Raw genomic sequence first — 25,621 nt, forward strand, 5'->3', positions numbered from 1 at the left:
CGGGCGTCCGGGCGACGCTTGCAAAATGCCGAATCCGTGGCACAACGCTTGCCATGAGCATATCGGATCTTGTCGCCCTTGCCATCTTCCTCCTGCTGTGGACGGGATATTCCTGGATCACGGAGCGGGCGAAATTCTTCGACCGTGTCAGCCTCACCCGGGCGATGAGCTCGCAGCGCGCCGTCTGGATCCGCAACGCGATGCACCGCGACCTGCGCATGATCGACACGCAGATCATGGCCGGCCTGCAGAACGGCACGGCCTTCTTCGCCTCCACCTCGATCCTGGCGCTCGGCGGCTGTTTCGCGCTGCTCGGCGCCACGGAACAGGTCTTCGCCATCTTCAGCGACCTGCCGCTGGTCTTCCAGGGCAGCCGCGCCGGCTTCGAGCTGAAGGTCGGCGGGCTCGCAGGCATCTTCGGCTACGCCTTCTTCAAGTTCGGCTGGTCCTACCGCCTCTTCAACTACTGCACGATCCTGCTCGGCGCGATCCCGATGAGCGGCGACATCCACAAGGACCCGGCCGGCGCCGACCTTGCCGCCGACAAGGTCATCCGCATGAACATCCTCGCGGCGAAACACTTCAACATGGGGCTGCGCGCCATCTTCCTGTCGATCGGCTATCTCGGCTGGTTCGTCAGCCCCTATCTCTTCATCGCGACGACCGTCGGCATCATCATCGTGCTCGTGCGCCGGCAGTTCTATTCCGAAGCGCGGCTCGCCGTTCTCGAACGGATCGACTGACGTCCCCTCCCGACGGCCACCTTTCGGCCATCCGCCCGGCGCAAGCTTGGCGTGACATTCTCCCATGGACCAAAGCAATGCGGCGACCCCGACCCATGACGACGACGGTGATTGACGGCAATGTGGCAGGAGAAGGCGCGGCACCGCGCCGCCTTCCGCGCATCCCGCTGATCGACCAGCTCCGTGCCCTCGCACTGGTCGCCATGGCGGTCTACCACTTCACCTGGGACCTCGGCTTCTTCGGCTATATCGAACCGGACACGGCGACGACCGGCGGCTGGAAGATCTTTGCTCGGCTGATCGCCGGTTCCTTCCTGTTCCTCGTCGGCTTCAGCCTGGTGCTCGGCCATGTCCAGGGTTTGCGCGCAAGGCCCTTCCTCATCCGCCTCGGCAAGATCGGGCTGGCGGCGGCGGCGATCACACTTGCCACCTGGTTCGCCTTCCCGGAGACCTTCATCTTCTTCGGCATCCTGCATGCCATCGCCGCGGCGAGCCTCGTCGGCCTCTTCTTCCTGCGCCTGCCGCTCGTCGTGACGCTGCTTGCCGCCGCCGCCGCCGTCGCAGCGCCCTTCTATCTGCGCGCCCCACTCTTCGATCACCCGGCGCTCTGGTGGGTCGGGCTTTCGGTCGACATCCCGCGATCGAACGACTATGTGCCGCTGCTGCCCTGGCTGGCGCCGGTCCTCATCGGCATCGTGCTCGGCAGGCTCTTCGTTTCAAGCCCGCTTCCCGAGCGGCTCGCGGGCTTCGGAGGTCAGACGAAAGTCTGGTGGAAAAGCCTTCTGGAAAAGGCCGGCCGCCACAGTCTCGCCATCTACCTTATCCATCAGCCCGTGCTGATCACACTGGTCTACGGCTTCTCCCTCGTGGTGCCCGCGCCTGCAGCCGATCCCGTCGTCGGTTATACGAAGAGCTGCATGCGCGCCTGCGAAAGCGAGCGCGGCGACGGGTTCTGCCGGAGCTTCTGCGGCTGCACGCTGGACCGGCTGACGGAAGAGAACCTGTTCACCGACCTTGCGCGCGGTGCGATCGATGTGACGAAGGACGAGCGCATCGCCGCGATCTCGTCGCAATGCACGATGGATGCGGAAACGAAGACCGACCTGAAGGAGTAGGATCATGAATGCCTATCGCATGAAGCCACTCGCCTTTCCCTGGCCCCCGCTGATCTACGGCGCGGCGCTCGCGGCGGCCTTCCTGCTCCAGGCGTATTTTCCGCTCGCGGCGGCCGAGACGAACATCTGGATCGCCCGCACGGCCGGCGGTCTCCTGATCTTCATGGCCATCGTGCTGGATGTCTGGGCGATGCGCACGCTGCTCGACTGCCATACGACGATCCTTCCGAACCGCTGCTCGACCCATCTCGTGACGTCCGGCCCCTACCGCTTCACCCGCAACCCGATCTATCTCGGCTATACGCTGGCGACCGCCGGCATCGGCCTTGCGGTGCTCAATCCCTGGTGCATCGTGACGGCGATGATCGCCGCCGTGCTGACGAGCATCGTCGCCATCAAGCGCGAGGAGCTGCACCTGCTCTCGCGCTTCGGCATCGATTTCGAACGTTATTGCAACGGAACGACGCGCTGGATCTGACGAGGGTTCAGGTGCCGACGCCGATTTCGGCGAGGCGGGTGAGGCAGGCCTCCTCGACATTGTCGAGCTCGGCCAGCGTCTCCTCGATGTCGCGCCGCTTCTGGCGCAATTCGTCACGCTTTTCGCTGACCTTCGCCATCAGCAATTCCAGCTGCCCGACCTCGCCCGGCGGATCCTTGTAGACGCGGATGATGTCGCGGATCTCGGCGATGGTGAAACCGATGCGCCGGCCGCGCAGGATTTCCTGGATGAGGCGGCGGTCGGCCGGGCGGAAGAGACGCGTGCGGCCGCGGCGCTCGGGGTTGATCAGCCCCTCGTCCTCGTAGAAGCGCAGCGTGCGGGTGGAAACCCCGAATTCGCGCGTCAGCTCGGTTATGGTATAAAACTTGTCCACGCCTGCTCCGATCTCGTCTGGGCGGGCATTTTATTGACTTTTACGTATAAGTCAATTTTCGCTCTTTTCGACGTCTATCCGAACGCAAAATCGCACCGTGCGTTCCCGGAAAAGCCTCAGCGGATGGCGAACCACCAGGTCGCGATCCCGAGGAAGGCGAAGAACCCGACGATATCGGTGACGGCGGTCACGAAGACCGCGGAGGAGACGGCCGGATCCGCCCCCGCCTTGTCGAGGAAGAGCGGAATGGCGATGCCGGCGAGCGCCGCCGCGCTCATGTTGATCAGCATGGCCGCCGCGATGACGCCGCCGATATTGGCATCATGGAACCAGATGCCCGCCACAAGGCCGATCATCAGGCCGAAGGCGACGCCGTGCAGCAGGCCGACGCCCGCCTCGCGCCGCACGACGCGCCAGGCATTGTGGATGTCGAGATTGCGGGTCGCCAGCGCCCGCACGGTGACCGTCATCGTCTGCGAGCCCGCATTGCCGCCCATGCCGGCGACGATGGGCATCAGCACGGCGAGCGCCACGATCTCCTCGATCGTCGCCTCGAAGAGCGAGATCACCGAGGCGGCGATGAAGGCCGTCAGGAGATTGACGAGCAGCCAGGGCGCGCGCGAGCGCACGGTCTCGATGGTGGTGTCGGACAGCTCCTCGTCACCAACGCCGCCGAGGCGCATCAGGTCTTCCTCGGCCTCTTCCTGGATGACGTCGACCACGTCGTCGATGGTCAGGACGCCGACGAGGCGGCCGTTCTCGTCGACGACCGCGGCGGAGAGAAGGTCGTACTGCTCGAAGAGCTGGGCGGCCTCTTCCTGGTCCATCTCGGCCGGGATCGGATGGTTCGTCTCGCGCATGATCGCCTCGATCTTCGTGCCGCGCTTGGTGCGCAGCACGCGGTCGAGATCGATGGCGCCGAGCAGGCGGAAGGTCGGGTCGATGACGAAGATCTGCGAAAAACTTTCCGGCAGGTCGGCATCCTCGCGCAGGTAGTCGATCGTCTGGCCGACCGTCCAGAACGGCGGCACGGCGACGAATTCGGTCTGCATGCGGCGCCCGGCCGTGCTTTCGGGATAGTCCAGCGAGCGGCGCAGGCGGATGCGCTCGGTGAACGGCAGCTTGGAGAGGATCTCCTCCTGGTCCTCCTGGTCGAGGTCTTCCAGGATGTATACGGCGTCGTCCGAATCCATCTCGCCGAGCGCGGCGGCGATCTGCTCGTTCGGCATGTGCTCGACGATGTCGAGGCGGATCGCCTCGTCGACCTCGGTCAGCGCCGCAAGGTCGAAGTCGTCGCCGAGCAGGGAGACGAGCTGGCGGCGCTGCTCCGGCTGGATCGCTTCCAGCAGGTCGCCCATTTCCGATTCGTGCAGCCGCGCGACGTGCCGGCGCAGGAACAGCAGGTCGCGGTCGGCGATCGCCGCGCCGACATGCATGAGGAAGTCCGAGCGGATCGAACCGTCCTCGGCATAGATGTCCTCGCCGTCGAAGGTACTGTGCTCTGCCTGTCCCCGATGGATACGGTCGTCGTCGCCGGTGTCGTCCATCGGGCCGCTCCTTGTATCGGGCTCGTCCCGCCCGGCATGTCGGTGGCGCTGGGACGACAGGGATTGCGTAGAGGGTTCGGGTGCAGCGCGCCGCTCAAGCTTATGCGCTGCTTTGCTCGTGCTAAAGCAAAGAACGCGGTCGGTCCATCGCCGAAAGCGGCAAAAGCCGGCCGGATGCAAAATTTTCGCAAGCTGTTGCAATTTCACGAAAATCACACGAATCGCGACGCCTCGCGCCGGTGCAGCGTTTTCCCCTTGCCGCAAACGGGCTAGGAAAGCGGCTCAACCGGCATCCGGAGAAACCATGGCGATCCTTCCCATCCTGCGTTACCCCGATTCGCGCCTCCGCCTTCCCTGCCAGGCGGTCGAAACCTTCGATGCACGGCTGGCGAGGCTTGCCGACGATCTCGCCGCCACGATGCGGGCCGCCCCCGGCATCGGCATCACCGCGGCCCATGTCGGCATTCTCGAACGGCTGACGGTGATCGAGCTCGACGGACCAGGTTCGCTCAAGGCCTATGTGAACCCGCATATCGAATGGTTCTCGCCGGAAAAGCAGCGCCATACGGAAGGCAGCGTCTCCATGCCCGGCGTGACCGACGAGGTGGAGCGCCCTGCCCGCATCCGCCTTGCCTACCAGGATCTTTCCGGTGCCCCGCAGACGGAGGAGGCCGACGGCCTGCTCGCGGTCTGCCTGCAGCACGAAATCGACCAGCTCGACGGCATCTTCTGGATCGACCGCCTGTCGCGGCTGAAGCGCGAGCGCATCGTCAGGAAGTACAGCAAGGGCAAGGCCTGAGCCGCGCAAACCCTTCTGCACGAAGCGGAATCGCCTCGCATTTTTTTTTGGGAACCATCGGTCCCGCCCCGCATTCTAACGCGCGAATGCAAGGGACGAGACCAATGCCGACCACCCACTGGAACCGAAAATTGGGCATCCTGCTGCCGGGCGCCCTGCGCCCGCGTTTCATCGAGGATATCGGGAACGCGATGTATGTCCTGGCCGAACTCTGGCCGGTAACCTACGGCAAGGCCTACCAGCGGGCGCTCGCCTTCTGCGCCCGCGCGCTGGAGGGCCGCGGCAGTGCCGTCCGCGCCCGCCTCGCCTTCATTGCCGCAGCACGGGAAGCCCGCGTGCAGATCGTTTCCTGAGAAACGGTCCAGCGTTTCGGTGCCGTTGGACCACGCGCAAATCGAAACACGAAACGAAAACAAAAAACCCGGCTTTTCAGCCGGGTTTTTTTGGTGCGGTCGAGAAGACTCGAACTTCCACGGGTTGCCCCACAGCGACCTCAACGCTGCGCGTCTACCAATTCCGCCACGACCGCATCGTGGTAGGCGTCGTCTTGCGGCGACGGGGGTGCATGTAGCAAAAGCATTTGGGGTGCACAAGGCCGTCGCGAAAGAAAAATGACGAAAAGCGAACAATTTCAACAGAGCCTGTGCAAACACCCTGAAACCCCTGAAATCCTTGCAGGATCGCGCCTATATCTGGCACAAAGGAACGAAAAGGACGGCCCTCATGCAGCGTCAGGACATTTCCACCTCCCTTCTCGCCATTCCGGGCTCGCCGCCGGTGCGCTGGCGCGTCGCGCAGGACCTCGTCGCCTATGACGAGGCGGTCGAAACCATGGAAAGGGAGGCGGCGGCGATCGCGAACGGCGAGGCCGACGAGCTCGTCTGGCTGGTCGAACATCCCCCGCTCTATACGGCCGGCACCAGCGCCGACGCGGCCGACCTCGTGGCGCCCGATCGCTTCCCGGTGTTTTCCACGGGCCGCGGCGGCGAATACACCTATCACGGCCCCGGCCAGCGGGTCGTCTACGTCATGCTGGACCTCAAGCGGCGACGGCAGGACGTGCGCGCCTTCGTGGCGGCACTGGAGGAGGTCGTCATCGACGCGCTGTCCGCGATGAATGTCCGTGGCGAGCGGCGCGAGGACCGCGTCGGCGTCTGGGTGCGCCGGCCGGAGCGTCCGCCGCTGCCGGACGGTTCGCCGGCGGAGGACAAGGTGGCGGCCATCGGCATCCGCCTGCGGCGGTGGGTGAGCTTTCACGGCTTCTCGCTCAATGTCGACCCGGATCTCGACCATTTCTCCGGCATCGTGCCCTGCGGCATCCGCGGCTACGGCGTGACGAGCCTCGTCGACCTCGGCCTGCCCGTCATGATGAGCGATGTGGACATGCGCATCCGTGATTCGTTCGAGCGCGTCTTCGGCCCCACTGTTTCGGAGGCCGACTGTCAGCCCGTCAGCCTGTCGCAGGCGTAGATGATCGCATAACCGTGCAGGACGATGGCGGCGTAGAGGCCGAAGCCGGCGAGCAGGCGCTGCGGCGCCGTCATCGGGTCGAGCGCCATCCGCGGCTTCACGCCGCCCGCGCCGATGAGGCTCAGCACGGTGAAGACCGCAAGGCCGGCGATCAGCAGGCCGACCGGCAGGCCGATCCGCCAGCCCACCCAGAGGATCGCGAGCGTCACGAGAAAACTGGCCGCCAGAAGACCGAGCCTGCTCGAAAAGACCTGCCGCAGCACCTGCCCGCCGTCGAACCGGTGCATGGGCAGGAGGTTCAGGAGATTGAAGGCGCCGAGAATCAGCAGGAAGATCAGCAATACGGCATCCGACGGATGGCCCGCCGCATCGTGCAGCGCGATGAGCGGCGGCACGAGGAAAGCCGGCATGCCGGCGCCCATCAGGGCGCAGACCGCCACCTCGAATCGCGAATTGTACGGCCGCCCGCCGACGGCGATGCCGCCGAGCAGCGGCACGAAGATCATGCGCACCCGCCGGTGCCCGAAGGTGCGGTAGGCGGCCATGTGGCCGAGCTCGTGGAGGACGATCACCACCGTCAGCAGGGTCGACAGCAGCAGGCCCCGCGCGTTCAGCCCGAAGAACGGCCAGAGCAGCAGGGTGGAGAGCACCGCAAGCCCCGCCTGCGTCGCCGGGCGCTCCAGCACGCCCCGCACCTCGCCGCTCCCGGTCTCCAGCCATTGTTCGAGCGCCTTCATCTCCCGGCGGAGCTGGATGTAGCGGAAGAGGAGGAAGGCGACGCCGCGGTAGCGGTCGGTCTGCTCGACGGTCAGGGCCGTGCCGCCCGGCACCGGGCGCAGCGTGCGCCGCTCCACATAGTTTTTCCAGAAGGCGGCATCGAGCGCGCTGTCCTCGATCACCCGCGTTTCGCAGGCGATGTTGTCCGCCTCCGCCGCCTCGTTGACCGCCAGCGTGCGGATGATCGGGTTTCCGCGCCGGTCGGGATGGGAAAAGGTCTGCCGGACGCGGTCGGCCGACAGCCTTTCGCTGGAGATGACCGAGGGATGCCAGTCTGCCTGCCTGCCGAACGGGCTGACGAGGGCGGCGATTCGCGGTGGCGGGGCCTTGAAGATGCGGGTTATCTGCAATGTCCGGCGACCGACCGGTGCGGCGATCAGCAGCCAGATCAGGCCGAGATTGATCGCCAGAAGCAGGATCACCGAAACCGATGTCGACATGCCGTCCTCCCCGGCCGTCATGGCAGGTGGCATCGAGGCTAACGGCAATCTCCTAACAAATGTTAAGGTTCCCCGGCGTGAAAAACCTGTCAGTCGAAGGCGATGTCGGCCCTGAGCTTGCGGCTCCTGTGCTCGCGCCAGATGATGAAGAGGCCCGAGGCGACGATGATGGCGATGCCCAGCCATTTCGAGGGGGTCGGGAAGTCGCCGAAGATGGCATAGCCGAGCACGGTCGCCGAGATGATCTCGAAATACTGGAACGGGGCGAGCAGCGAGAGCGGCGCCATGCGGAAGGCGCGAACCACGAGCATGTGGGCATAGCCGGAGAGCGCGCCGAGGATGACGAGCAGGACGAGGCCGAAGAGCGAGCCCGGCAGCGAGGGTTCGAAATCGGCGATGCCGGCGGAGGAGCCGAGGAAGAGCGCCGCGCCCATGAAGATCGTGCCGCCGAAGCCCGCGATGGTCTGCATGGTCAGCGGCGAATCGGCATTGCCGATCGCGCGGTTCATGAAGAGATAGATGGAATAGAGGAAGGCGCAGGCGACCGGCAGCAGCGCCGTCCAGCCGAACAGCACGAAACTCGGCTGGATGACGATCAGCGCCCCGCCGAAGCCGACGACGATGGCGAGCCAGCGCCGCCAGCCGACCCTGTCGCCGAGGAAGGCCGCGGACATGGCGGTCAGGATGAAGGGTTCGACGAAATAGATCGCGAAGACGTCGGCAAGCGGCATGTATTTCACCGCTGCGAAGAAGAGAAGGCTCGCCGCCCCGTGGATCGCGCCGCGCAACAGGTTGAGCCACGGCCGCTTCGGCCGCAGCATGGCGCTGCCGGCCGCCGTGAAGATCAGCGGGATCGTGCAGACCACCTGGAAGAAGAAGCGGTAGAACGTCACCTGGCCCGGCGACATGTCTGCGAAGGTCGCCATGTATTTGGCGATGGCATCCATGCAGGGCAGGAGCAGCATGGCGACCGCCATCAGCGCCACGCCCTGCATCGTGCCGGCGCCCGACGGATCGGTGGTGCTGGCCGTGGTGTTCATGCTGCGACTCCTTCGTTCGCCTCTGCATAGTCCTTTTCCGCACACTGGCAATGCCGGAAATCGCGTCATCGGGGCGGCGCATTTGAGGTAGCCCGGCCTTGCGCCTTGCCTGTAGACTTGCGGCAAGGACAATGGAGGCCGCGATGACCTTTCCCGGCGAGAGCAACACCATCCCCTTCCCTTCGGGCCGCGCCGACGGCGACACGCTCGGCGGGCGCATCTGGCGCGCGCGCGATGCGCTGGGCCTCGGCCTGGAAGACCTCGCCGCCCGCCTCGGCCTGCCCGAGGGCACGGTGAGCGGCTGGGAGCGCGACCATGCCGAGCCGGAGACGAAGGCGCTGTTCATGCTGGCCGGCGTTCTCTCGGTCTCCCCCTCCTGGCTGATCGCCGGCATCGGCGAGGCGCCGTCGGACCCCTCCGGCGAGGAGCACCTGCATCCGCTCATGCGACAGTTGCAGGAAATCCATAAGTTGCACGACCAGGCCGGCAAGGCGATCGCCGTGCTCGAAGCCGAGGTCGCAAAATTGATCAAAAAAGATCAGGGCTGATTTTTTCCGGAAACCGCACTTGAGAGGCCGGACCTGCTCTGCAATGGTCGGCCCGACACAGAATCCGCATAGGGAGACGAAGATGGACGTACGCGCCGCCGTTGCCGTTCAGGCTGGAAAACCACTGGAAATCATGACCGTGCAGCTCGAAGGCCCGCGCGCCGGCGAGGTGCTGGTCGAGGTGAAGGCGACGGGCATCTGCCACACCGACGACTTCACCCTGTCGGGCGCCGACCCGGAAGGCCTCTTCCCCGCCATCCTCGGCCATGAGGGCGCCGGCATCGTCGTCGATGTCGGTCCCGGCGTCACTTCGGTGAAGAAGGGCGATCACGTCATCCCGCTCTACACGCCCGAATGCCGCGAATGTTATTCCTGCCTTTCCCGCAAGACGAACCTGTGCACCGCCATCCGCGCCACCCAGGGCCAGGGCCTGATGCCCGACGGCACCTCGCGCTTCTCCATCGGCAAGGACAAGATCCACCACTATATGGGCTGCTCGACCTTCGCGAACTACACGGTGCTGCCGGAGATCGCGCTCGCCAAGGTCAATCCGGACGCCCCCTTCGACAAGATCTGCTACATCGGCTGCGGGGTCACGACCGGCATCGGCGCCGTCATCAACACGGCCAAGGTCGAGATCGGCTCCACCGCCATCGTCTTCGGCCTCGGCGGCATCGGCCTCAACGTCCTGCAGGGCCTTCGCCTTGCCGGCGCAGACATGATCATCGGCGTCGACATCAACCCGGACCGCAAGGCCTGGGGCGAGAAGTTCGGCATGACGCATTTCGTCAATCCGAAGGAGGTCGACGGCGACATCGTGCCCTATCTCGTCAACCTGACGAAGCGGAACGGCGACCTGATCGGCGGGGCGGACTACACGTTCGACTGCACGGGCAACACGAAGGTGATGCGCCAGGCGCTGGAATCGGCCCATCGCGGATGGGGCAAGTCGGTGATCATCGGCGTTGCCGGCGCGGGGCAGGAAATCTCGACGCGTCCGTTCCAGCTCGTCACCGGCCGCCAGTGGATGGGTACGGCTTTCGGCGGCGCGCGCGGGCGCACGGACGTGCCGAAGATCGTCGACTGGTACATGGAGGGCAAGATCCAGATCGACCCGATGATCACCCACACCATGCCGCTCGACGACATCAACGAGGGCTTCGAGCTCATGCATTCCGGAAAGTCCATCCGCGGCGTCGTGGTCTATTGACGGACACGGTTCCCTATACAATCGACGTGCGGAGGATGGCAGCATTTTCCGCCGTCGAGCTTTATGCTCTCTTGAGGCTGCGCGTCGATGTCTTCGTCGTGGAGCAGGCCTGCGCCTATCCCGAACTCGACGGCAAGGATGAGGACGCGCTGCATCTGCGGCTGCTGATCAACGGCGAGACGGCCGCTTATGCGCGCCTGTGGCAACCGGAGAACAAGGCGCCGCGCATCGGCCGCGTCCTCGTTTCGCCCGGACACCGGGGCAAACGCCTCGGCGAGGCTCTGATGCACGAAGCGATATCGGCCTGCGAGGCGCATTTTCCGGGGCAACCCATCGCCCTTTCCGCGCAAGGCCATCTGGAGCACTTCTACCGATCCTTGGGTTTCGCGCCGACATCGGGGGAATATGTCGAGGATGGTATTCGCCATATCGACATGCAGCGTCCTGCCGGCCATTCTTGAGCCTGTGCGGAACCACGACATACAGGAAATTACGGCGCCATGATTTACGTTGACGCGGATGCGTGCCCGGTAAAGGCCGAAATCCTCAAGGTGGCGGAACGCCATGGCATGGCGGTGACCTTCGTCGCCAATTCGGGCCTGCGCCCGTCGCGCGACCCGATGGTGCGCAACGTCATCGTCTCGGGTGCCTTCGACGCGGCGGACAACTGGATCGCCGATCATGCCGGCGCCGACGACATCGTCGTGACGGCCGACGTGCCGCTGGCCGTGCGCTGCGTCGAGAAGGGCGCGCATGTCACCGGCCCCACCGGCCGCCTCTTCGACAAGACCAATATCGGCATGGCGAGCGCCATGCGCGACCTCGGCGCGCATCTGCGCGAAACGGGCGAGAGCAAGGGCTACAATGCCGCCTTCTCCCCGCGCGACCGCTCCGCCTTCCTCGAAATGCTCGACCGGCTCTGCCGCCGGGCAAAGAACGCGCAGGCTGGCCCGTCCCCATGAAAAGCGCGCCGGGGCCGAGGATCTACGGCAGGCACCTGCCCTTCTATGTCGGCATCGGCGCGGCGGCGCTCGGCCTTGCACCTGCGCTCTGGTTCGAGCCGGATTTCGCCATCGGTACCGCGGTTGTCGTCTTCTTCCTCTGCTATCTGCTCTTGACCGCCTGGCGCGTGCCGCGCCTGACCGCCGCCCATCTCGAACATTATGCGACGGACACGGACGAGCCGGTCGCGGTCATCTTCGCCGTCACCTTTGCGGCCGTCGCCGTTTCCACGGGCTCGCTCTTCGTGGTGCTCAACCGGCCCGCCGTCTCTAGCGGCGAATTCGTGCTCGCCTTCGCCTCCGTCGCACTCGGCTGGCTCACCATCCACACCATGGCGGCCATGCACTATGCCCATCTCTACTGGCGCCCCGGCAGCGCGGAAACGGACCCCGACACCGGCCGGGGCCTCGATTTTCCCGGCAAGGCCGCGCCCGGTGCCTACGATTTCCTCTATTTCGCCTTCGTGATCGGCATGACCGCGCAGACCTCGGACGTCGCCATCACCTCGACGGCGATGCGCAAGGTCAACCTGCTGCACGCGATCGTTTCCTTCTTCTTCAACACGGTGCTGGTCGCCGCCGCCGTCAATGCGGCGGTGTCGCTCGCTTCCTGAACCCATGCGGAGTTTCCAGATGAAAGTGCTTTCCCAGAACACGGCCTTCGGCGGCATGCAGGGCGTGTTCGCCCACGATTCCGAGGCGTGCAAATGCGAGATGACCTTCGCCGTCTTCGTGCCGCCGCAGGCGATCCACGAGCCGCGTCCCGTGCTCTGGTATCTGTCCGGCCTCACCTGCAGCCATGCCAATGTCATGGAGAAGGGCGAATACCGGCGCATGGCCGCCGAACTCGGCCTTATCGTCGTCTGCCCGGACACCAGCCCGCGTGGCAACGACGTACCGGACGAAATCACCAACTGGCAGATGGGCAAGGGCGCCGGCTTCTATCTCGATGCGACCGAGGCGCCCTGGGCGGAACACTACCAGATGTACAGCTACGTGACGGAGGAGCTGCCCAATTTCGTCAGCCAGCATTTCCGCATGGACATGGCGCGCCAGGGCATTTTCGGCCATTCGATGGGCGGCCACGGCGCCATGACGATCGCGCTCAAGAACCCGGAGCGCTTCAGGAGCTGCTCGGCCTTCGCGCCGATCGTCGAGCCGTCCACCGCCGACTGGTCGGCCCCGGCCTTCGAAAAGTATCTCGGCGCCGACAGGGCGGCGTGGCGGCAATACGATGCCTGCGCGCTCGTCGCCGATGGCGCCCGGTTTCCGGAATTCCTCATCGACCAGGGCAAGGCGGACGGCTTCCTGGAAAACGGCCTGCGCCCCTGGCTCTTCGAGGCGGCGGTCAAGGAGACGGATATCGGGCTGACGTTGCGCATGCACGAGCGCTACGACCACTCCTACTATTTCATCTCCACCTTCATGGACGATCACCTGAAGTGGCATGCCGAGCGTCTCAGCTAGAGCAATTCCAGCAAAAGTGCGGAGCGGTTTTGCGTCCGGAATTGCGTGAAAACAAACAGATAGAGCGTTTCGCGATTCGGAGAAAAGCGGAAATGCTCTAAGCCATCGCCATGGCGGGGGCGCATGGCTGGCATGCCGACCCCGTCCTTGCCCTTCCCCGCGACAGCGGTATAGTGCGTCCCGGTAGACGGCTACCGCCGGATGACATCCGGTCACGAATGCGGGGACGGCCTCGCTCCCTTGATACGGAGTGGGCAATGCCCTGGATCTACCTCACCCTCGCCGGCCTGTTCGAAATCGGCTGGGCGATCGGCCTCAAATATACCGACGGCTTCACCAGACCCCTGCCGACGGCCCTCACCGCCGGCTCGATGGTCGTTTCCATCGTCCTGCTCGGCCTTGCCGTGAAGACGCTGCCGATCGGCACCGCCTATGCGATCTGGACCGGCATCGGCACGGTCGGCACCGTGATGCTCGGCATCTTTCTCTTCGCCGAGCCGGTGACGGCCATCCGCATGGGCTGCATCGCCCTCATCGTCACCGGCATCCTCGGCCTGAAATTCGCGGCCTAGAGCAATCGTCCGCAGTTGTTCTAACGGCGATTGTCGAGGGCGAAGGCGCCCGGCCCTGCGGCTGTCAGGTAAAGGAAGACGAAGCAGAACAGGATCGCGGCGTCGCCGCGATTGTTGATCGGAAAGAAGCTCTGCGGCGCATGCGCCATGAAATAGGCGACCGCCATGAAGCCGCAGAGCACGAAGGCCGCCGGCCGCGTGAAGAGGCCGAGCAGGATCAAAAGGCCGCCGGCGATCTCCAGCGCGCCGGCCAGCCCGATCAGGTTCATCAGGTCGCCGAAGGGCTGATCCGACGGCGGGAAATTGAAGAATTTCTGCGTGCCGTGCTCGATGAAGAGCAGCGCCGTCATGATGCGCAGCGCCGCCAGCGCCTGCGGCCGATAGGCCGATAATCCCTCGAACATGCCGTTCACTCCCTCCGTTTCAACGAAAGGAGGATGCTATCACGCTTGCTGTCCGGTTTCGCCTGGTCGCCGCTCCCGGCCAGGCGATCAGTCGCAGCTGATCGCCTGCGTGACGACGCAGGGTGCAACCTTCTTCGTCGAGCCTTCCGGCAGCGCGCGCGAGCGCACGTTCAGCGCCGCCTCGGTGGGGATGACGAGCGGGCGGTCCTGCCCGCCCGAATAGGACTGGACGGACGTGGTGGTCGCCGTGCGGCGCTTGCCGCCGGCATGTTTGCGACCCTTGCCCGGGCGCTTGCCCTCGGGCGCCTTGGCACCTGCGACCGGCGCCAGATGATAGGCGAGCGCCACGCGCCTGGCGATGGCATCGCCCAGCGCCGCATCGCGGCCCTTCTGCTGCGGCATGAAGCTGTTGATCGTCAGCGTCCTCTTCGACGATGCGCCGGGGCCGGACAAGGTCACCGTCACCCGCGCAGTGCTCTGGCCATTGCTGCCCTCCCGGACGCCGGAGACCCGCACATCCATCGTCGCCGGGTCGATCGCGACGGTCCGGCGCGTCGCCCTGGCGGCCCGCTTCAGGTGCTCGCCGATGCGCTTCAGCACCGTGGCGGACGCGCTGTCGTCGCCGCTCACCACGATCTTGCGGATATCACGGACCGGAAAGGCCTCGTCGGCGCTGGCGGCAAAGGGCGTGGAAAGGAGAAGGGTGGCGGAAAGAAGCGTGCGAACAAGGAACTGCATGAACTCGATACCGGTATGCTGGAGCATTTCCCGCCGAGGCGGCATCGCTCCGGCGCAGGACAATGCGATAAAAACAGGCGTTTAGAGCAATTCCGGTAAACCGGATTTCACCGGAACTGCTCCATGTCGGATTTCGGCCGCGTGCCAAAATGGTGCGGACCTCTTAACAAAGTCTTTTCAGCGTGGAATTTCCGCAAGCACGGCGGCGGCGACGTCCATTTCCGCGCGGCGCAGCTCGCGCCGGCGGAAGGCCTCCTCGTCCGTGCCCCAATGCTCGATCTGCCAGTCCTCGTCGACATGGGCGAGCGTCCAGGCGCGGTCGGCGTCGACGACGTTCTCGGCAAGCGCCAGCGCCAGCAGCGCCGAGCCGGTGAGCGTCGTCACCGTGTGCAGGCAGGCGAGCGCCAGCGGATCGCGGAAGGCGGCAAGCGCGGCGGAAAAGGCCTCGATCGCCGGGGCCGGCTGTTCCTGGTGCATCACGCCTTCGACGAGGATGAAGCGCGCGCCCCTTGCATCGGCCGCCCAGCGGATGACCGGATCCCAGCCCTCGCGCTGCCGCTCGACCAGCCCGGCCGGCGAATCCGCGCGGTAGCAGAGCATGTCCGTGCCGGCAAAGCGCACGATCTCCTCGAAGACCGCATCGAAATTCTCCGCGACGCCGTCGACGGCCGTGTTGACGAGCCGCGTCACCGGCATCTTCGCCGGGTCGATCTCCTCGCCCTGCCCGTCCCATTCGGCAACGAGACGGTCGGCGATCGGCCTGGCCGGCACGGCGAGCAGCTTCTTGCCGGGCGTGCGCACCGGGCGGCCGTCGAGCAGGATGCGGTGGCCCTCCTCCGCCTCGTCCGTCGAGACGGCCTTGTAGAACCGCTTCGGCAACGGGCGCTTCATCTGGATCTGCGCGCGGCGCACCGGATCGGGATCGCTCATCGTATCGGAAAGGTCGCTCAGGATGTCACGCATCGGAAATCTCCAGCCATTCGAGAAGGTCGGCGGGCGTGCGCAGGATGTGGTCCGCGCCGGCCTCGACCAGTTCGGGCACGGTGGCATAGCCCCAGGAAACGCCGATCGCCTTCGCGCCCGCCGCCTTCGCCATCTGCATATCGTAGACCGCATCGCCGATGACAACCGTGCGCACAGCATCCACGCCCGCCTCGCTGCAGCATTCCGTCACCATGGCCGGGTGCGGCTTGGAGGGGCAGTCGTCGGCCGTGCGCGAGACGAAGAAGGTCTTGTCGAAGCCGTGTGCGGCGCGGATGAGATCGAGGCCGCGGCGGGACTTTCCCGTCACCGCGCCGAGGATCAGGTCGTCCTGCCGCTCCAGCCGCGCCATCATCGTGGCGATGCCCGGAAAGAGCGGCTCCTGGAAGCCGGGTTCGGCGCGCACGCCGGAATAGGCCGCCTTGTAATGCGCGGTCATCGCCAGCGCCTCGTCGTCGACATGCGGCTTGCCCTGCATGCGGGCGATGGCGATGTCGAGCGTCAGGCCGATGATCGCCTTGGTTTGCGCGATATCCGGCCGTGCGAAGCCGAAATCGACGAAGGTGCGCGCCATGACCTCATGGATCAGGTTGACGCTGTCGACCAGCGTGCCGTCGCAATCGAAAAGGACGAGCCGCATCAGTCTTCCTCGTCCGCCGCGTTCTGGTCGAAGCCGAAGAGGTTCCAGGTCTGCACCATGTGCGGCGGCAGCGGCGCGGTGACGCGCAGGCGCCCGCCGGACGGGTGCGGGATGTCGATATGGCGGGCATGGAGATGCAGGCGGTTCTGCACGCCGCCCGGAAAGCTCCAGTTGACGTCCGCGTCGAAATATTTCGGGTCGCCGAGGATCGGGTGGCCGATATGGGCGGCGTGCACGCGGAGCTGGTGCGTGCGCCCGGTATAGGGCTCCATCTCCAGCCAGGCAAAATTCTGCCCCGCCTGCTCGACGACGCGGTAGAAGGAAACGGCGTGGTCCGCACCGTCCTCGCCATGTTTGGCGATGCGCATGCGGTCGCCGTCAGGCGTCTGCTCCTTCACCAGCCAGGTCGAGATCTTGTCCTCGCGCTTCTTCGGCACGCCCTTGACCAGCGACCAGTAGGTCTTCTTGGTGTCGCGCTCGCGGAAGGCGGCGGTCAGCTTCTGCGCGGCGCCGCGCGTGCGGGCGATGACGAGCACGCCCGACGTGTCGCGGTCGAGGCGGTGCACGAGGCGCGGTTTCTCGCCCTTCTGGTTCGTCCAGGCTTCCAGCATCTTGTCGATGTGCCGGGTGACGCCCGAGCCGCCCTGCACGGCGATGCCCGCCGGCTTGTTGAGCACGAAGACCTTGTCGTCCTCATGCAGCAGCATGCGGGCGAGCAGTTCGCCATCGGGGGAATGTTTCAGGTCGCGGCCGGCGATGGGGCCGGCCTTCGGCCCCTTGGCATCCACGTCCATCGGCGGGATGCGGACCATCTGGCCGGGCTGGATGCGGGTGTCGCTCTTGGCGCGACCGCCATCGACGCGCACCTGGCCGGAGCGCAGCAGCTTCTGCAACTGGCCGAAGCCGAGGCCCGGATAGTGGACCTTGAACCACCGGTCGAGCCGCATGCCCGCCTCGTCATTCTCCACCTGCTTATGTTCGATGCCTGCCATCTTCGCCTTCTTTCGTTGCGCCGTGCTTTAGCGCAAGAACGGGCGAAGGGGAATATTGGAAACGGCGCGCGTCAGAATGCGCGGAAGGTCAGCGTCGTCAGCGAGCGCACGATGCCCGGGATGGAGGCAACGTGGTCGTTGATGAACTTGCCGATATCCTCCTCGCTGTCGACATAGATCTTCAGGAGAAGGTCGTAGTCGCCGCTCGTCGAATAGAGCTCCGAAATGAGTTCCGTAGCGTAAAGCGCATCGGCGACCTCGTAAGTCTTGCCCGGAGCGCATTGCAATTGCACGAAAATCGGCTTCATCGGTCCTCCCGCGCCATCGGCGGCATGCTTGTTCCCGCCCGATTCCGGCGGCGTTCCACATCTCTTATGGCGGAATTCCGCCGGCAAAGGCAAGGCCGGCCGATAATCGTACAGACCGTTAAAATTCGATGAAAATGCAACCATGGCAATTCATACACCGGAAAGATGCAACTGTTAAATTGCGACAACGAAAACCAACTCCGTTGAACGCCATGACACAGATCGTGACAGTTTCGCCGGCAACGGCCGCCTATGCATCGCAGGGGATGCGGTCGCAGACGCGTGCGAACACGCTTTTCGAGGAGCGCATCCACGCCTGGAGCGAGGATGCGAAGGTGCGCGGGGATGCCCGCGCGATCGCCGCGCTCAACGTCATCCATCCGCCGGCCCTCGCCCTGGCCTTGATCACCGGTCCCGGAGGCGCGCCGCAGGTGACGGTTGCCGAGGCGCAGCGCCTCTATGACGAGAACGAGCTGCCCGCCTTGCCGGAATCGGCCTGATCCTCCCCTCGGAAACAGCCGTCCTGCGACCTCAGGCCCCCTCGGGGCTTTTTCTTTTCGCAGCCTCTTTCCCCGGCCCTTTCCCGCTACGACAAAAATTCGCTTGGGAGCGACGCAACGCTCTTGCCAAAGCGCAGGCAACGCCGTTATCTGGGGGCGACCTCGCTGGGAGAAGCCGGCCGCCCGACCAAGGGCATGGCCGGTGCCGAAGGAGCAACCGCCCCGGAAACTCTCAGGCAAAAGGACCAGCAAGGTGCCGTCGGAACTCTGGAGAGAAGCGTTTTTCGAGCGCTCGCCGAAGGGATAACAATCTCAGGCGAAGGGACAGAGGGGGCTCAGGAGAGCGGCGCGAAAGCGCCGGGATTGTGAGCCGGTGCCCGTTGGATAGGGGGCGCCACAGGACTGGAGGGCGCCTTTTGGACGGATCGTCTGAACTCAAGAAAACCCCACTTCATGCGCTGAACATTTCGCTCGGCGCCCGCATGGTGCCGTTCGCCGGCTACGAGATGCCGGTGCAATATGCCGCCGGCGTGATGAAGGAACATCTGCATACCCGCGCGAGCGCCGGCCTCTTCGACGTGTCCCATATGGGCCAGGTCACCGTGCGTGCCCGCTCCGGCGACAATGCGGACGCCGCCCGTGCGCTGGAGACGCTGGTGCCGGTCGATGTCCTCGGCCTCGGCGAGGGCCGCCAGCGCTACGCCCTCTTCACCAATGACGCGGGCGGCATCCTCGACGACCTGATGATCGCCAATCGCGGCGACCATTTCTACGTCGTCGTCAACGCCGCCTGCAAGGAGGCGGATTTCGCCCATATGCAGGCGAAGATCGGCGACACCTGCGAGCTGACGCTACACGACGACCGCGCCCTCATCGCGCTGCAGGGCCCGCATGCCGAGGCCGTGCTCGCCGAACTGTGGGCGGACGTCTCCTCCATGCGCTTCATGGACGTGCGCGCCTGCGACCTGCACGATGCCGACTGCATCGTCTCGCGCTCGGGCTATACGGGCGAGGACGGGTTCGAGATCTCCATTCCCGCCAGCCTTGCCGAAGCGGTCTGTCGCCGCCTGCTCGACCATCCGGACGTGCTGCCGATCGGCCTTGGCGCGCGCGATTCGCTGCGTCTCGAAGCCGGTCTCTGCCTCTACGGCAACGACATCGACACGACGACGACCCCGGTAGAAGCCGGTCTCGAATGGGCCATCCAGAAGGTGCGCCGCACGGGCGGCGCGCGCGCCGGCGGCTTTCCGGGCGCGGCCGTCATCCTCGACCAGCTCGAAAACGGCGCATCCCGCCGCCGCGTCGGCCTGAAGGCGGAGGGCCGTGCGCCGGTGCGCGGCGGTGCGGTGCTCGCCACCGACGCCGAGGGCGAGGACGTCGTCGGCACCGTCACCTCCGGTGGCTTCGGCCCGAATGCCGACGGCCCCGTCGCCATGGGCTACGTTACCAAATCCGCCATCGCGCCCGGCACGCAGCTCTATGCCGGCGTGCGCGGAAAATTCCTGCCCATCACCGTGGCGGCGATGCCTTTCGTGAAAAACACCTTCAAGCGCTGACCATGACCCGATCCGCCCAGCTATTGCCCTCACCCCGCCCTCTCCCCGCAAGCGGGGCAAGGGAGACGCGAGGGCGCGGCAGGTTCCTTCGCACCGCTTGCGGGGCGAAGGTGCCGGCAGGCGGATGAGGGGCGAAAGAACAAACGACCCTTCCCATAGAGAGGAACGAACATGCTGAAATTCACCGAAGAACACGAGTGGCTGAAGATCGAAGGCGGCGTCGCGACCGTCGGCATCACGGTCCATGCGGCCGAACAGCTCGGCGACCTCGTCTTCGTGGAACTGCCCGAAGTCGGCGCGACCTTCGAGAAGGGCGGCGATGCGGCCACCGTCGAGAGCGTCAAGGCGGCCTCCGACGTCTATTGTCCGCTTGACGGCGAGATCGTCGAGGTCAACGAGGCGATCACCGCCGATCCCTCCCTCGTCAACAGCGACCCGCAGGGCGCCGGCTGGTTCTTCAAGCTGAAGCTCGCCAACCCGGCCGATGCGGACAGCCTGCTCGACGAAGCCGCCTACAAGGAGCTTGTCGGCTGATGTCTCTCCCCAAGGATTTCGCCTTCACCGATTACCAGCCCTACGACTTCGCCAACCGTCGCCATATCGGCCCCTCGCCGAAGGAGATGGAGGCGATGCTGAAGGTGATCGGCTATGACAGCCTCGACGCGCTGATCGACGACACCGTGCCGAAATCGATCCGCCAGGAAAAACCGCTCGAATGGGGCGCGCCGATGACCGAGCGCGAGGCGCTCGACAAGCTGCGCGAGACCGCCAACCAGAACAAGAAACTCGTCTCGCTGATCGGCCAGGGCTATTACGGCACGATCACCCCGCCGGTCATCCAGCGCAACATCCTGGAAAACCCCGCCTGGTACACGGCCTATACGCCCTACCAGCCGGAAATCAGCCAGGGGCGCCTGGAAGCGCTGCTCAACTACCAGACCATGGTCTGCGACCTCACCGGCCTCGATGTCGCCAATGCCTCGCTGCTCGATGAGGCCACGGCCGCCGCCGAAGCCATGGCCATGGCCGAGCGCGTCTCGAAGTCGAAGGCCAAGGCCTTCTTCGTCGACGAGAACTGCCACCCGCAGACCATCGCGCTTCTGAAGACCCGCTCCGAACCGCTCGGCTGGCAGATCATTGTCGGCGATCCCTTCACCGATCTCGACCCCGTCGACGTCTTCGGCGCGATCTTCCAGTATCCCGGCACCTACGGCCATGTGCGCGATTTCTCGGGCCTGATCGCCCGCCTGCACCAGACCGGAGCCATCGCCGTCGTCGCGGCCGATCCGCTGGCGCTCGCCCTCCTCAAATCGCCCGGCGACATGGATGCCGACATCGCCATCGGCTCCACCCAGCGTTTCGGCGTTCCGGTGGGCTATGGCGGGCCGCACGCGGCCTACATGGCCGTCAAGGATGCCTACAAGCGCTCCATGCCCGGCCGCCTCGTCGGCGTCTCCATCGATGCGCGCGGCAACCGCGCCTACCGCCTGTCGCTCCAGACCCGCGAACAGCACATCCGCCGTGAAAAGGCGACGTCGAACATCTGCACCGCGCAGGTGCTGCTCGCCGTCATGGCCTCGATGTACGCCGTCTTCCACGGCCCGCAGGGCCTGAAGGCGATCGCCCAGAGCGTGCACCAGAAGACCGTGCGCCTCGCCAAGGGCCTCGAAAAGCTCGGCTATACCGTCGAGCCCGACGTCTTCTTCGACACGATCACCGTGCATGTCGGCAAGCTGCAGGGCATCATCCTGAAGACGGCCGTCGCGGAAGAGGTGAACCTGCGCAAGATCGGTGACGACCGCATCGGCATCAGCCTCGACGAGCGCTCGCGCCCCGTCACGCTGGAAGCCGTCTGGCGCGCCTTCGGCGGGAATTTCGAGGTGGCCGAGTTCGAGCCGGACTACCGGCTGCCCGAGGACCTGCTGCGCACCAGCGAATACCTGACGCATCCGATCTTCCACATGAACCGAGCGGAAAGCGAGATGGTGCGCTACATCCGCCGCCTCTCCGACCGGGACCTGGCGCTCGACCGGGCGATGATCCCGCTCGGCTCGTGCACGATGAAGCTGAACGCCACGGCGGAAATGCTGCCGATCACCTGGCCGGAATTTGCGGAGATCCATCCCTTCGTTCCCGCCGACCAGGCGCAGGGCTACCGATACCTCATCGAGGACCTGTCACAGAAGCTCTGCGACATCACTGGCTACGACGCCGTCTCCATGCAGCCGAATTCCGGCGCGCAGGGCGAATATGCCGGCCTGCTGACGATCCGCGCCTATCACCTCGCCAATGGCGACACGCACCGCGACGTCTGCCTCATCCCGACCTCCGCGCACGGCACCAACCCGGCATCGGCCCAGATGGTCGGCATGAAGGTCGTCGTCGTGAAAGTGTCCGACAATGGCGACATCGACATGGAGGATTTTCGCGCGAAAGCCGAGCAGCATGCGGACAACCTGTCATGCTGCATGATCACCTATCCCTCCACGCATGGCGTCTTTGAAGAGAACGTGCGCGAGATCTGCGAGATCGTTCACAAGCACGGCGGCCAGGTCTATATCGATGGTGCCAACATGAACGCCATGGTGGGTCTGGCCCGTCCCGGCGATATCGGCGGCGACGTCAGCCACCTCAACCTGCACAAGACCTTCTGCATCCCGCATGGCGGCGGCGGTCCCGGCATGGGCCCGATCGGCGTCAAGGCGCATCTTGCGCCCTTCCTGCCGGGCAGCCCGACAACCGGCGAGGCGGGTGCGGTCTCGGCCGCCCCCTTTGGCTCGGCCTCCATCCTGCCGATCTCCTGGAGCTACTGCCTGATGATGGGCGGCGAGGGCCTGACGCAGGCGACGAAGGTGGCGATCCTCAACGCCAACTACATCGCCGCCCGCCTGAAGGGCGCTTACGACGTGCTCTATGCGTCCTCCAAGGGCCGTGTGGCGCATGAATGCATCATCGACACGCGCCCGCTCGCCGACAGCGCCGGCGTCACCGTCGACGACGTTGCGAAACGCCTGATCGACAGCGGCTTCCACGCCCCGACCATGAGCTGGCCGGTCGCCGGCACGCTGATGATCGAGCCGACCGAATCGGAGACCAAGGCCGAGATCGACCGCTTCTGCGAGGCGATGCTGGCGATCCGCGAGGAGGCCCGCGCCATCGAGGAAGGCCGGATGGACAAGGTCAACAACCCGCTGAAGAACGCCCCCCATACGGTGGAAGACCTCGTCGGCGAATGGGATCGCCCCTATTCGCGCGAGCAGGCCTGCTATCCGCCGGGCGCCTTCCGCGTCGACAAATACTGGTCGCCCGTCAACCGCGTCGACAATGTCTATGGCGACCGCAACCTCGTCTGCTCCTGCCCGCCGCTGGAGGATTATGCGGAGGCTGCCGAGTAGGACGTCGCTTCGACCCTTCCTTCGTCATGGTCGGGCTCGACCCGACCATCCCCTGGCCGACACGCCGCGGATGTGGATTCCCGGCTCAGGGGCGAGAATGACGACGGTGGAGGGGGCGAGGTTTTCCCTCAGCTTGATGAACCCCGGCCGATGCCATCGGCCGGGGTTTTTCATTGCGGGCAGGGAAGGATCAGGGCGAGACGGCGACGTCCACCCAAAAGCGGGTAAAGCCTTCGGCGAAATCGCGGTAGCCGCTCAGCGTCGAGGGTTTGACGGCATAGGCATTGGCGCCGTTCTCATAGGCGCGGTTGACGTCGGCGGTGCTGGAGGACGAGGACAGCATGATGACGGGCGTCACCGCCGTGCGGGCGCGCCCGCGCAGCCGCTTGAGCAGGTCCATGCCGCTGGTGCCGGGCATGTTGATGTCGAGAAGGATATAGTCGAAGGCCTCGCGGTCCAGCCGGTCGCTCGCCAGTTCCGCGTCGGCGACATGGGTGATCTCGATCATGCTGCCGGCATCGCTGAAGGCACGCATGACGAAGCGCACGTCCACCGGGTCGTCGTCCACGACGATCAGCTTTCTAGCCGAGCCTCCCACGATCGTTCCCCTTCGATTTTACGGGTTTCGGAAACGTCACGATGAAGCGTGCCCCCGGACCATACTGCGTGTCAAGCGTTATCACCCCGTTGTGGCTCTCGACGATCCGGCGCGCCAGCGCGAGTCCGACACCGGTGCCCTGATACACCGTCTCGTCGCGGTGAAGGCGTTGGAACACCTCGAAAATCCGCCCGACATGCTGTGGATCGATACCGATGCCGTCATCCTCGACGATGAACTGCGTGCCGTCAGCGCTCTCGCGGCAATAGACGCGCACGACGGGAGGATCGTCGGGCCGGCGATATTTCAGCGCATTGCCGATGAGGTTCTGCGCCAGCCGCTTCAGGAGCTCGGGATCGCCCATCACCTCCGGCATCGGCGCAACCTCGACGCGCCCGTCGGCCTCCCGCACATGGCTTTCCAGGAGTGCCAGCGCATCGCGCACCACGTCGGAGAGCGAAACCGGCTTCGGCGCGACGATGCGATAGGCGATCTGCGAGAATTCCAGCAGGCTGTCGATGATCCGGCGCATGCGCGCGGCGCTCTTGCGCACATGGTCGGCATAATGCGGCAGCTCGGCGATGTCGCCGCGATGCAGGTCCTCCGAGATCATCTCGGCGAACATGGACAGATGGCGCAGCGGCGCCTTCAGGTCATGCGAGACCGTGGCGGTGAACTGGTCCAGCGCCTCGTTCTTGCGGCGCAGCTCTTTCGTCTGGGCTTCCACCTGATGCTGCTGGCGCTTGGCCTCGGTGATGTCGCGCCCGACGCAGACGACCTCGCAGACACCCTCCCCGTCGAAGATCGCGACGGCGGTCCAGAGCATCCACATCATCTGGCCGTCATGCCCCTCGATGCAGATCTCCACGGTCTTGACGGGCGCGGCGCGGGTGTAGTTTTCAACGTCCATCAGCGCCGCGGTCGTTTCCGGTGCGCAGGCGATATCCGGCAGGTAACGGCCGATCAGCTCGTCCGTCGTCGAGCCGACGAAATGGGCGTACTTGTCATTGGCGAAACGGATCGTCAGGTCGCGATCGAAGCGCAGGATCATGTCGGGCAGGATCTGCAGCAGCGACAGGTATTCGCGCTGCTTCTTCTCCAGCGCCGCCTCGGCGCGCTTCAGTTCCGAGACATCGACGCGCAGCGCGACGATGTCGCCGGTCTCGGCCACATGGCTCTCGCCGCGGATCCACCGGTCCTTGCCGAATTCGAAGACCGTTCCGCCGCTGCCGGTCCGTCTGTGGCTTTCCAGGCGCGCCTGCACCATCGCCTCGGCCTCCGGCGTTCCCTCGCGGATGCCGGGAAACATGCCGGCGCGGATGTTGGCGCGCGTAATGCTTTCGAGGGTGACGCCGACGCGCACGGCGTCGCGGGCCGGCCCGCACCGCTCCTTGTAGGAGCGGTTGAACATGACCAGGCGCTCCGCCTCGTCGAAGATCGCAAACCCCTCGGTCATGGTGTCGAGCGCTGCGGCGATACGCTGGCCGAGCAGGATCTGCTCGCCATGGCTGCCCCCGCTCAGGAGGCTGCGCAGGAGGATCGCATAGGCCGGTCCGCCGGCTGCATCCGGCAGGGCGATCACATGGGCCGTCGCGTCGAAGGTGGTGCCGTTGTCGTGGCGGAAGCAGAGGGCATGGGTGTTTTCGCGTCCGCCCGCGGCCTGGCGGGCAAGGCGGGCAGCGGCCCCTTCGCCCGCGAGCACGGCCGTGCCCGCCGGATCCCGGTCGTCGCGATTCCAGCCGAAGGTGCGGGCGGCCGCATCGTTATGGGAAAGGAGACGCGCCTCGGCATCGACGAGGACGACGGGAAAGGGCAGGTTCTGGTACAGTGTCGCGGCAAAGCCGTCCATCGCTCGCGCCCCTCTCCCTGGCGATCACGCGGCACCGGATTTTCGGGCCGCGTGGGAGA

The 25,621-nt window shown here is 65.5% G+C and carries 29 protein-coding genes, 1 tRNA gene and 1 riboswitch; of the genes, 17 read left to right on the plus strand and 13 right to left on the minus strand.

Features of this window, described 5'->3' with window-relative positions; translation table 11 throughout:
* Positions 1-53 precede the first annotated feature (53 nt).
* From shn_RS08925 to shn_RS08935, 3 genes are all read left to right on the plus strand, one after another.
* A complete protein-coding gene (locus shn_RS08925) occupies positions 54-743 on the plus strand; it encodes a DUF599 domain-containing protein (RefSeq protein WP_064330077.1) in 690 nt (229 codons plus the stop codon).
* Between the two features lie 95 nt (positions 744-838).
* On the plus strand, positions 839-1,858 hold the full coding sequence (locus shn_RS08930) for a DUF1624 domain-containing protein (protein ID WP_084437874.1): 1,020 nt from the start codon (positions 839-841) through the stop codon (positions 1,856-1,858).
* A 4-nt stretch (positions 1,859-1,862) separates the two neighbouring features.
* The gene (locus tag shn_RS08935; protein WP_064330078.1) at positions 1,863-2,336 is read left to right on the plus strand and encodes an isoprenylcysteine carboxylmethyltransferase family protein; all 474 of its coding nucleotides are present in this window, start codon (positions 1,863-1,865) and stop codon (positions 2,334-2,336) included.
* 7 nt (positions 2,337-2,343) lie between these two features.
* On the opposite strand, the gene shn_RS08940 is transcribed toward shn_RS08935, so the two are convergent.
* Together shn_RS08940 and mgtE are read right to left on the minus strand one after the other, a co-directional pair.
* Positions 2,344-2,730 (minus strand): MerR family DNA-binding transcriptional regulator, encoded by a 387-nt coding sequence (locus tag shn_RS08940; protein WP_023514262.1) that lies wholly within the window; start codon positions 2,728-2,730, stop codon positions 2,344-2,346.
* A gap of 116 nt (positions 2,731-2,846) precedes the next feature.
* Entirely contained in the window at positions 2,847-4,277 is a 1,431-nt protein-coding gene (mgtE, locus tag shn_RS08945; protein WP_064330079.1) for a magnesium transporter, read from the minus strand.
* A 304-nt stretch (positions 4,278-4,581) separates the two neighbouring features.
* On the opposite strand from mgtE, the gene shn_RS08950 reads away from it, so the two are divergent.
* Both shn_RS08950 and shn_RS08955 read left to right on the plus strand, forming a co-directional pair.
* Positions 4,582-5,076 carry a peptide deformylase gene (locus tag shn_RS08950; protein WP_064330080.1) on the plus strand — a complete coding sequence of 165 codons (495 nt, stop codon included), beginning with the start codon at positions 4,582-4,584 and terminating at the stop codon, positions 5,074-5,076.
* A 104-nt stretch (positions 5,077-5,180) separates the two neighbouring features.
* On the plus strand, positions 5,181-5,429 hold the full coding sequence (locus shn_RS08955) for a DUF982 domain-containing protein (protein WP_064330081.1): 249 nt from the start codon (positions 5,181-5,183) through the stop codon (positions 5,427-5,429).
* Between the two features lie 91 nt (positions 5,430-5,520).
* Here shn_RS08955 and shn_RS08960 read toward each other — a convergent pair.
* Positions 5,521-5,605 (minus strand) — tRNA-Leu (locus tag shn_RS08960).
* A 194-nt stretch (positions 5,606-5,799) separates the two neighbouring features.
* On the opposite strand from shn_RS08960, the gene lipB reads away from it, so the two are divergent.
* Positions 5,800-6,546 carry a lipoyl(octanoyl) transferase LipB gene (gene lipB / locus shn_RS08965; RefSeq protein ID WP_064332508.1) on the plus strand — a complete coding sequence of 249 codons (747 nt, stop codon included), beginning with the start codon at positions 5,800-5,802 and terminating at the stop codon, positions 6,544-6,546.
* Here lipB and shn_RS08970 read toward each other — a convergent pair.
* Positions 6,519-7,763 (minus strand): hypothetical protein, encoded by a 1,245-nt coding sequence (locus tag shn_RS08970; RefSeq protein WP_064332509.1) that lies wholly within the window; start codon positions 7,761-7,763, stop codon positions 6,519-6,521. The genes lipB and shn_RS08970 overlap by 28 nt on opposite strands.
* Positions 7,764-7,852: 89 nt before the next feature.
* A complete protein-coding gene (locus shn_RS08975; RefSeq protein WP_064330082.1) occupies positions 7,853-8,803 on the minus strand; it encodes a DMT family transporter in 951 nt (316 codons plus the stop codon).
* A gap of 143 nt (positions 8,804-8,946) precedes the next feature.
* Between shn_RS08975 and shn_RS08980 the strand changes: the two genes are divergently transcribed.
* From shn_RS08980 to shn_RS09010, 7 genes are all read left to right on the plus strand, one after another.
* Positions 8,947-9,351, plus strand: a complete 405-nt coding sequence (locus tag shn_RS08980; protein WP_064332510.1) for a helix-turn-helix domain-containing protein — start codon at positions 8,947-8,949, stop codon at positions 9,349-9,351.
* Positions 9,352-9,433: 82 nt separating this feature from the next.
* On the plus strand, positions 9,434-10,561 hold the full coding sequence (locus tag shn_RS08985; protein WP_064332511.1) for an S-(hydroxymethyl)glutathione dehydrogenase/class III alcohol dehydrogenase: 1,128 nt from the start codon (positions 9,434-9,436) through the stop codon (positions 10,559-10,561).
* Between the two features lie 35 nt (positions 10,562-10,596).
* Positions 10,597-11,022 carry a GNAT family N-acetyltransferase gene (locus shn_RS08990; RefSeq protein ID WP_064332512.1) on the plus strand — a complete coding sequence of 142 codons (426 nt, stop codon included), beginning with the start codon at positions 10,597-10,599 and terminating at the stop codon, positions 11,020-11,022.
* Between the two features lie 39 nt (positions 11,023-11,061).
* Complete coding sequence (locus shn_RS08995) at positions 11,062-11,523, plus strand: YaiI/YqxD family protein (protein WP_064330083.1); 462 nt, start codon at positions 11,062-11,064, stop codon at positions 11,521-11,523.
* Complete coding sequence (locus tag shn_RS09000) at positions 11,520-12,176, plus strand: DUF1345 domain-containing protein (RefSeq protein ID WP_064330084.1); 657 nt, start codon at positions 11,520-11,522, stop codon at positions 12,174-12,176. Before shn_RS08995 ends, shn_RS09000 begins: the two co-directional genes overlap by 4 nt.
* Before the next feature lie 19 nt (positions 12,177-12,195).
* The gene (fghA, locus tag shn_RS09005; RefSeq protein ID WP_064330085.1) at positions 12,196-13,029 is read left to right on the plus strand and encodes an S-formylglutathione hydrolase; all 834 of its coding nucleotides are present in this window, start codon (positions 12,196-12,198) and stop codon (positions 13,027-13,029) included.
* A gap of 257 nt (positions 13,030-13,286) precedes the next feature.
* Positions 13,287-13,601: a multidrug efflux SMR transporter gene (locus shn_RS09010; RefSeq protein ID WP_064330086.1), complete on the plus strand. Its 315-nt coding sequence runs from the start codon at positions 13,287-13,289 to the stop codon at positions 13,599-13,601.
* Between the two features lie 20 nt (positions 13,602-13,621).
* Here shn_RS09010 and shn_RS09015 read toward each other — a convergent pair whose 3' ends face one another.
* The 6 genes from shn_RS09015 to shn_RS09040 form a co-directional block, all read right to left on the minus strand.
* On the minus strand, positions 13,622-14,005 hold the full coding sequence (locus tag shn_RS09015) for a DoxX family protein (RefSeq protein WP_064330087.1): 384 nt from the start codon (positions 14,003-14,005) through the stop codon (positions 13,622-13,624).
* Positions 14,006-14,092: 87 nt separating this feature from the next.
* Positions 14,093-14,743, minus strand: a complete 651-nt coding sequence (locus tag shn_RS09020; protein ID WP_145925887.1) for a hypothetical protein — start codon at positions 14,741-14,743, stop codon at positions 14,093-14,095.
* Between the two features lie 177 nt (positions 14,744-14,920).
* Complete coding sequence (locus shn_RS09025; protein WP_064330089.1) at positions 14,921-15,706, minus strand: ATP12 family chaperone protein; 786 nt, start codon at positions 15,704-15,706, stop codon at positions 14,921-14,923.
* Complete coding sequence (locus shn_RS09030; RefSeq protein ID WP_064330090.1) at positions 15,699-16,364, minus strand: HAD-IA family hydrolase; 666 nt, start codon at positions 16,362-16,364, stop codon at positions 15,699-15,701. The genes shn_RS09025 and shn_RS09030 overlap by 8 nt, the downstream gene beginning before the upstream one ends.
* The gene (locus tag shn_RS09035) at positions 16,364-17,356 is read right to left on the minus strand and encodes an RluA family pseudouridine synthase (RefSeq protein ID WP_064330091.1); all 993 of its coding nucleotides are present in this window, start codon (positions 17,354-17,356) and stop codon (positions 16,364-16,366) included. Before shn_RS09035 ends, shn_RS09030 begins: the two co-directional genes overlap by 1 nt.
* Positions 17,357-17,427: 71 nt before the next feature.
* A complete protein-coding gene (locus shn_RS09040) occupies positions 17,428-17,664 on the minus strand; it encodes an Lrp/AsnC ligand binding domain-containing protein (protein ID WP_024271053.1) in 237 nt (78 codons plus the stop codon).
* A 224-nt stretch (positions 17,665-17,888) separates the two neighbouring features.
* Between shn_RS09040 and shn_RS09045 the strand changes: the two genes are divergently transcribed.
* The 4 genes from shn_RS09045 to gcvP all read left to right on the plus strand — a co-directional run bounded on the left by shn_RS09045 (position 17,889) and on the right by gcvP (position 23,115).
* On the plus strand, positions 17,889-18,164 hold the full coding sequence (locus shn_RS09045) for a hypothetical protein (RefSeq protein WP_145925888.1): 276 nt from the start codon (positions 17,889-17,891) through the stop codon (positions 18,162-18,164).
* 156 nt (positions 18,165-18,320) lie between these two features.
* Positions 18,321-18,422, plus strand: a riboswitch (glycine riboswitch).
* Between the two features lie 224 nt (positions 18,423-18,646).
* Positions 18,647-19,720: a glycine cleavage system aminomethyltransferase GcvT gene (gene gcvT / locus shn_RS09050; protein WP_371328604.1), complete on the plus strand. Its 1,074-nt coding sequence runs from the start codon at positions 18,647-18,649 to the stop codon at positions 19,718-19,720.
* A 171-nt stretch (positions 19,721-19,891) separates the two neighbouring features.
* Positions 19,892-20,254, plus strand: a complete 363-nt coding sequence (gcvH, locus tag shn_RS09055; protein WP_064330094.1) for a glycine cleavage system protein GcvH — start codon at positions 19,892-19,894, stop codon at positions 20,252-20,254.
* Positions 20,254-23,115, plus strand: a complete 2,862-nt coding sequence (gcvP, locus tag shn_RS09060) for an aminomethyl-transferring glycine dehydrogenase (RefSeq protein WP_064330095.1) — start codon at positions 20,254-20,256, stop codon at positions 23,113-23,115. The genes gcvH and gcvP overlap by 1 nt, the downstream gene beginning before the upstream one ends.
* Before the next feature lie 190 nt (positions 23,116-23,305).
* On the opposite strand, the gene shn_RS09065 is transcribed toward gcvP, so the two are convergent.
* Positions 23,306-23,713, minus strand: coding sequence for a response regulator (locus tag shn_RS09065; RefSeq protein ID WP_064330096.1), 408 nt, complete (start codon positions 23,711-23,713; stop codon positions 23,306-23,308).
* Complete coding sequence (locus tag shn_RS09070; RefSeq protein WP_064330097.1) at positions 23,697-25,562, minus strand: ATP-binding protein; 1,866 nt, start codon at positions 25,560-25,562, stop codon at positions 23,697-23,699. Before shn_RS09070 ends, shn_RS09065 begins: the two co-directional genes overlap by 17 nt.
* Between the last annotated feature and the right edge of the window lie 59 nt (positions 25,563-25,621).

The organism is Shinella sp. HZN7, from assembly GCF_001652565.1.
GTDB lineage: Bacteria > Pseudomonadota > Alphaproteobacteria > Rhizobiales > Rhizobiaceae > Shinella > Shinella granuli.

Coding starts and splice junctions, on each gene's coding strand:
- shn_RS08925 (WP_064330077.1), top strand. CDS start 54: ATGAGCATATCGGATCTTGTCGCCCTTGCCATCTTCCTCCTGCTGTGG.
- shn_RS08930 (WP_084437874.1), top strand. CDS start 839: ATGACGACGACGGTGATTGACGGCAATGTGGCAGGAGAAGGCGCGGCA.
- shn_RS08935 (WP_064330078.1), top strand. CDS start 1,863: ATGAATGCCTATCGCATGAAGCCACTCGCCTTTCCCTGGCCCCCGCTG.
- mgtE (WP_064330079.1), bottom strand. CDS start 4,277: ATGGACGACACCGGCGACGACGACCGTATCCATCGGGGACAGGCAGAG.
- shn_RS08950 (WP_064330080.1), top strand. CDS start 4,582: ATGGCGATCCTTCCCATCCTGCGTTACCCCGATTCGCGCCTCCGCCTT.
- shn_RS08955 (WP_064330081.1), top strand. CDS start 5,181: ATGCCGACCACCCACTGGAACCGAAAATTGGGCATCCTGCTGCCGGGC.
- lipB (WP_064332508.1), top strand. CDS start 5,800: ATGCAGCGTCAGGACATTTCCACCTCCCTTCTCGCCATTCCGGGCTCG.
- shn_RS08970 (WP_064332509.1), bottom strand. CDS start 7,763: ATGTCGACATCGGTTTCGGTGATCCTGCTTCTGGCGATCAATCTCGGC.
- shn_RS08975 (WP_064330082.1), bottom strand. CDS start 8,803: ATGAACACCACGGCCAGCACCACCGATCCGTCGGGCGCCGGCACGATG.
- shn_RS08980 (WP_064332510.1), top strand. CDS start 8,947: ATGACCTTTCCCGGCGAGAGCAACACCATCCCCTTCCCTTCGGGCCGC.
- shn_RS08985 (WP_064332511.1), top strand. CDS start 9,434: ATGGACGTACGCGCCGCCGTTGCCGTTCAGGCTGGAAAACCACTGGAA.
- shn_RS08990 (WP_064332512.1), top strand. CDS start 10,597: ATGGCAGCATTTTCCGCCGTCGAGCTTTATGCTCTCTTGAGGCTGCGC.
- shn_RS08995 (WP_064330083.1), top strand. CDS start 11,062: ATGATTTACGTTGACGCGGATGCGTGCCCGGTAAAGGCCGAAATCCTC.
- shn_RS09000 (WP_064330084.1), top strand. CDS start 11,520: ATGAAAAGCGCGCCGGGGCCGAGGATCTACGGCAGGCACCTGCCCTTC.
- fghA (WP_064330085.1), top strand. CDS start 12,196: ATGAAAGTGCTTTCCCAGAACACGGCCTTCGGCGGCATGCAGGGCGTG.
- shn_RS09010 (WP_064330086.1), top strand. CDS start 13,287: ATGCCCTGGATCTACCTCACCCTCGCCGGCCTGTTCGAAATCGGCTGG.
- shn_RS09015 (WP_064330087.1), bottom strand. CDS start 14,005: ATGTTCGAGGGATTATCGGCCTATCGGCCGCAGGCGCTGGCGGCGCTG.
- shn_RS09020 (WP_145925887.1), bottom strand. CDS start 14,743: ATGCAGTTCCTTGTTCGCACGCTTCTTTCCGCCACCCTTCTCCTTTCC.
- shn_RS09025 (WP_064330089.1), bottom strand. CDS start 15,706: ATGCGTGACATCCTGAGCGACCTTTCCGATACGATGAGCGATCCCGAT.
- shn_RS09030 (WP_064330090.1), bottom strand. CDS start 16,364: ATGCGGCTCGTCCTTTTCGATTGCGACGGCACGCTGGTCGACAGCGTC.
- shn_RS09035 (WP_064330091.1), bottom strand. CDS start 17,356: ATGGCAGGCATCGAACATAAGCAGGTGGAGAATGACGAGGCGGGCATG.
- shn_RS09040 (WP_024271053.1), bottom strand. CDS start 17,664: ATGAAGCCGATTTTCGTGCAATTGCAATGCGCTCCGGGCAAGACTTAC.
- gcvT (WP_371328604.1), top strand. CDS start 18,647: ATGGTGCCGTTCGCCGGCTACGAGATGCCGGTGCAATATGCCGCCGGC.
- gcvH (WP_064330094.1), top strand. CDS start 19,892: ATGCTGAAATTCACCGAAGAACACGAGTGGCTGAAGATCGAAGGCGGC.
- gcvP (WP_064330095.1), top strand. CDS start 20,254: ATGTCTCTCCCCAAGGATTTCGCCTTCACCGATTACCAGCCCTACGAC.
- shn_RS09070 (WP_064330097.1), bottom strand. CDS start 25,562: ATGGACGGCTTTGCCGCGACACTGTACCAGAACCTGCCCTTTCCCGTC.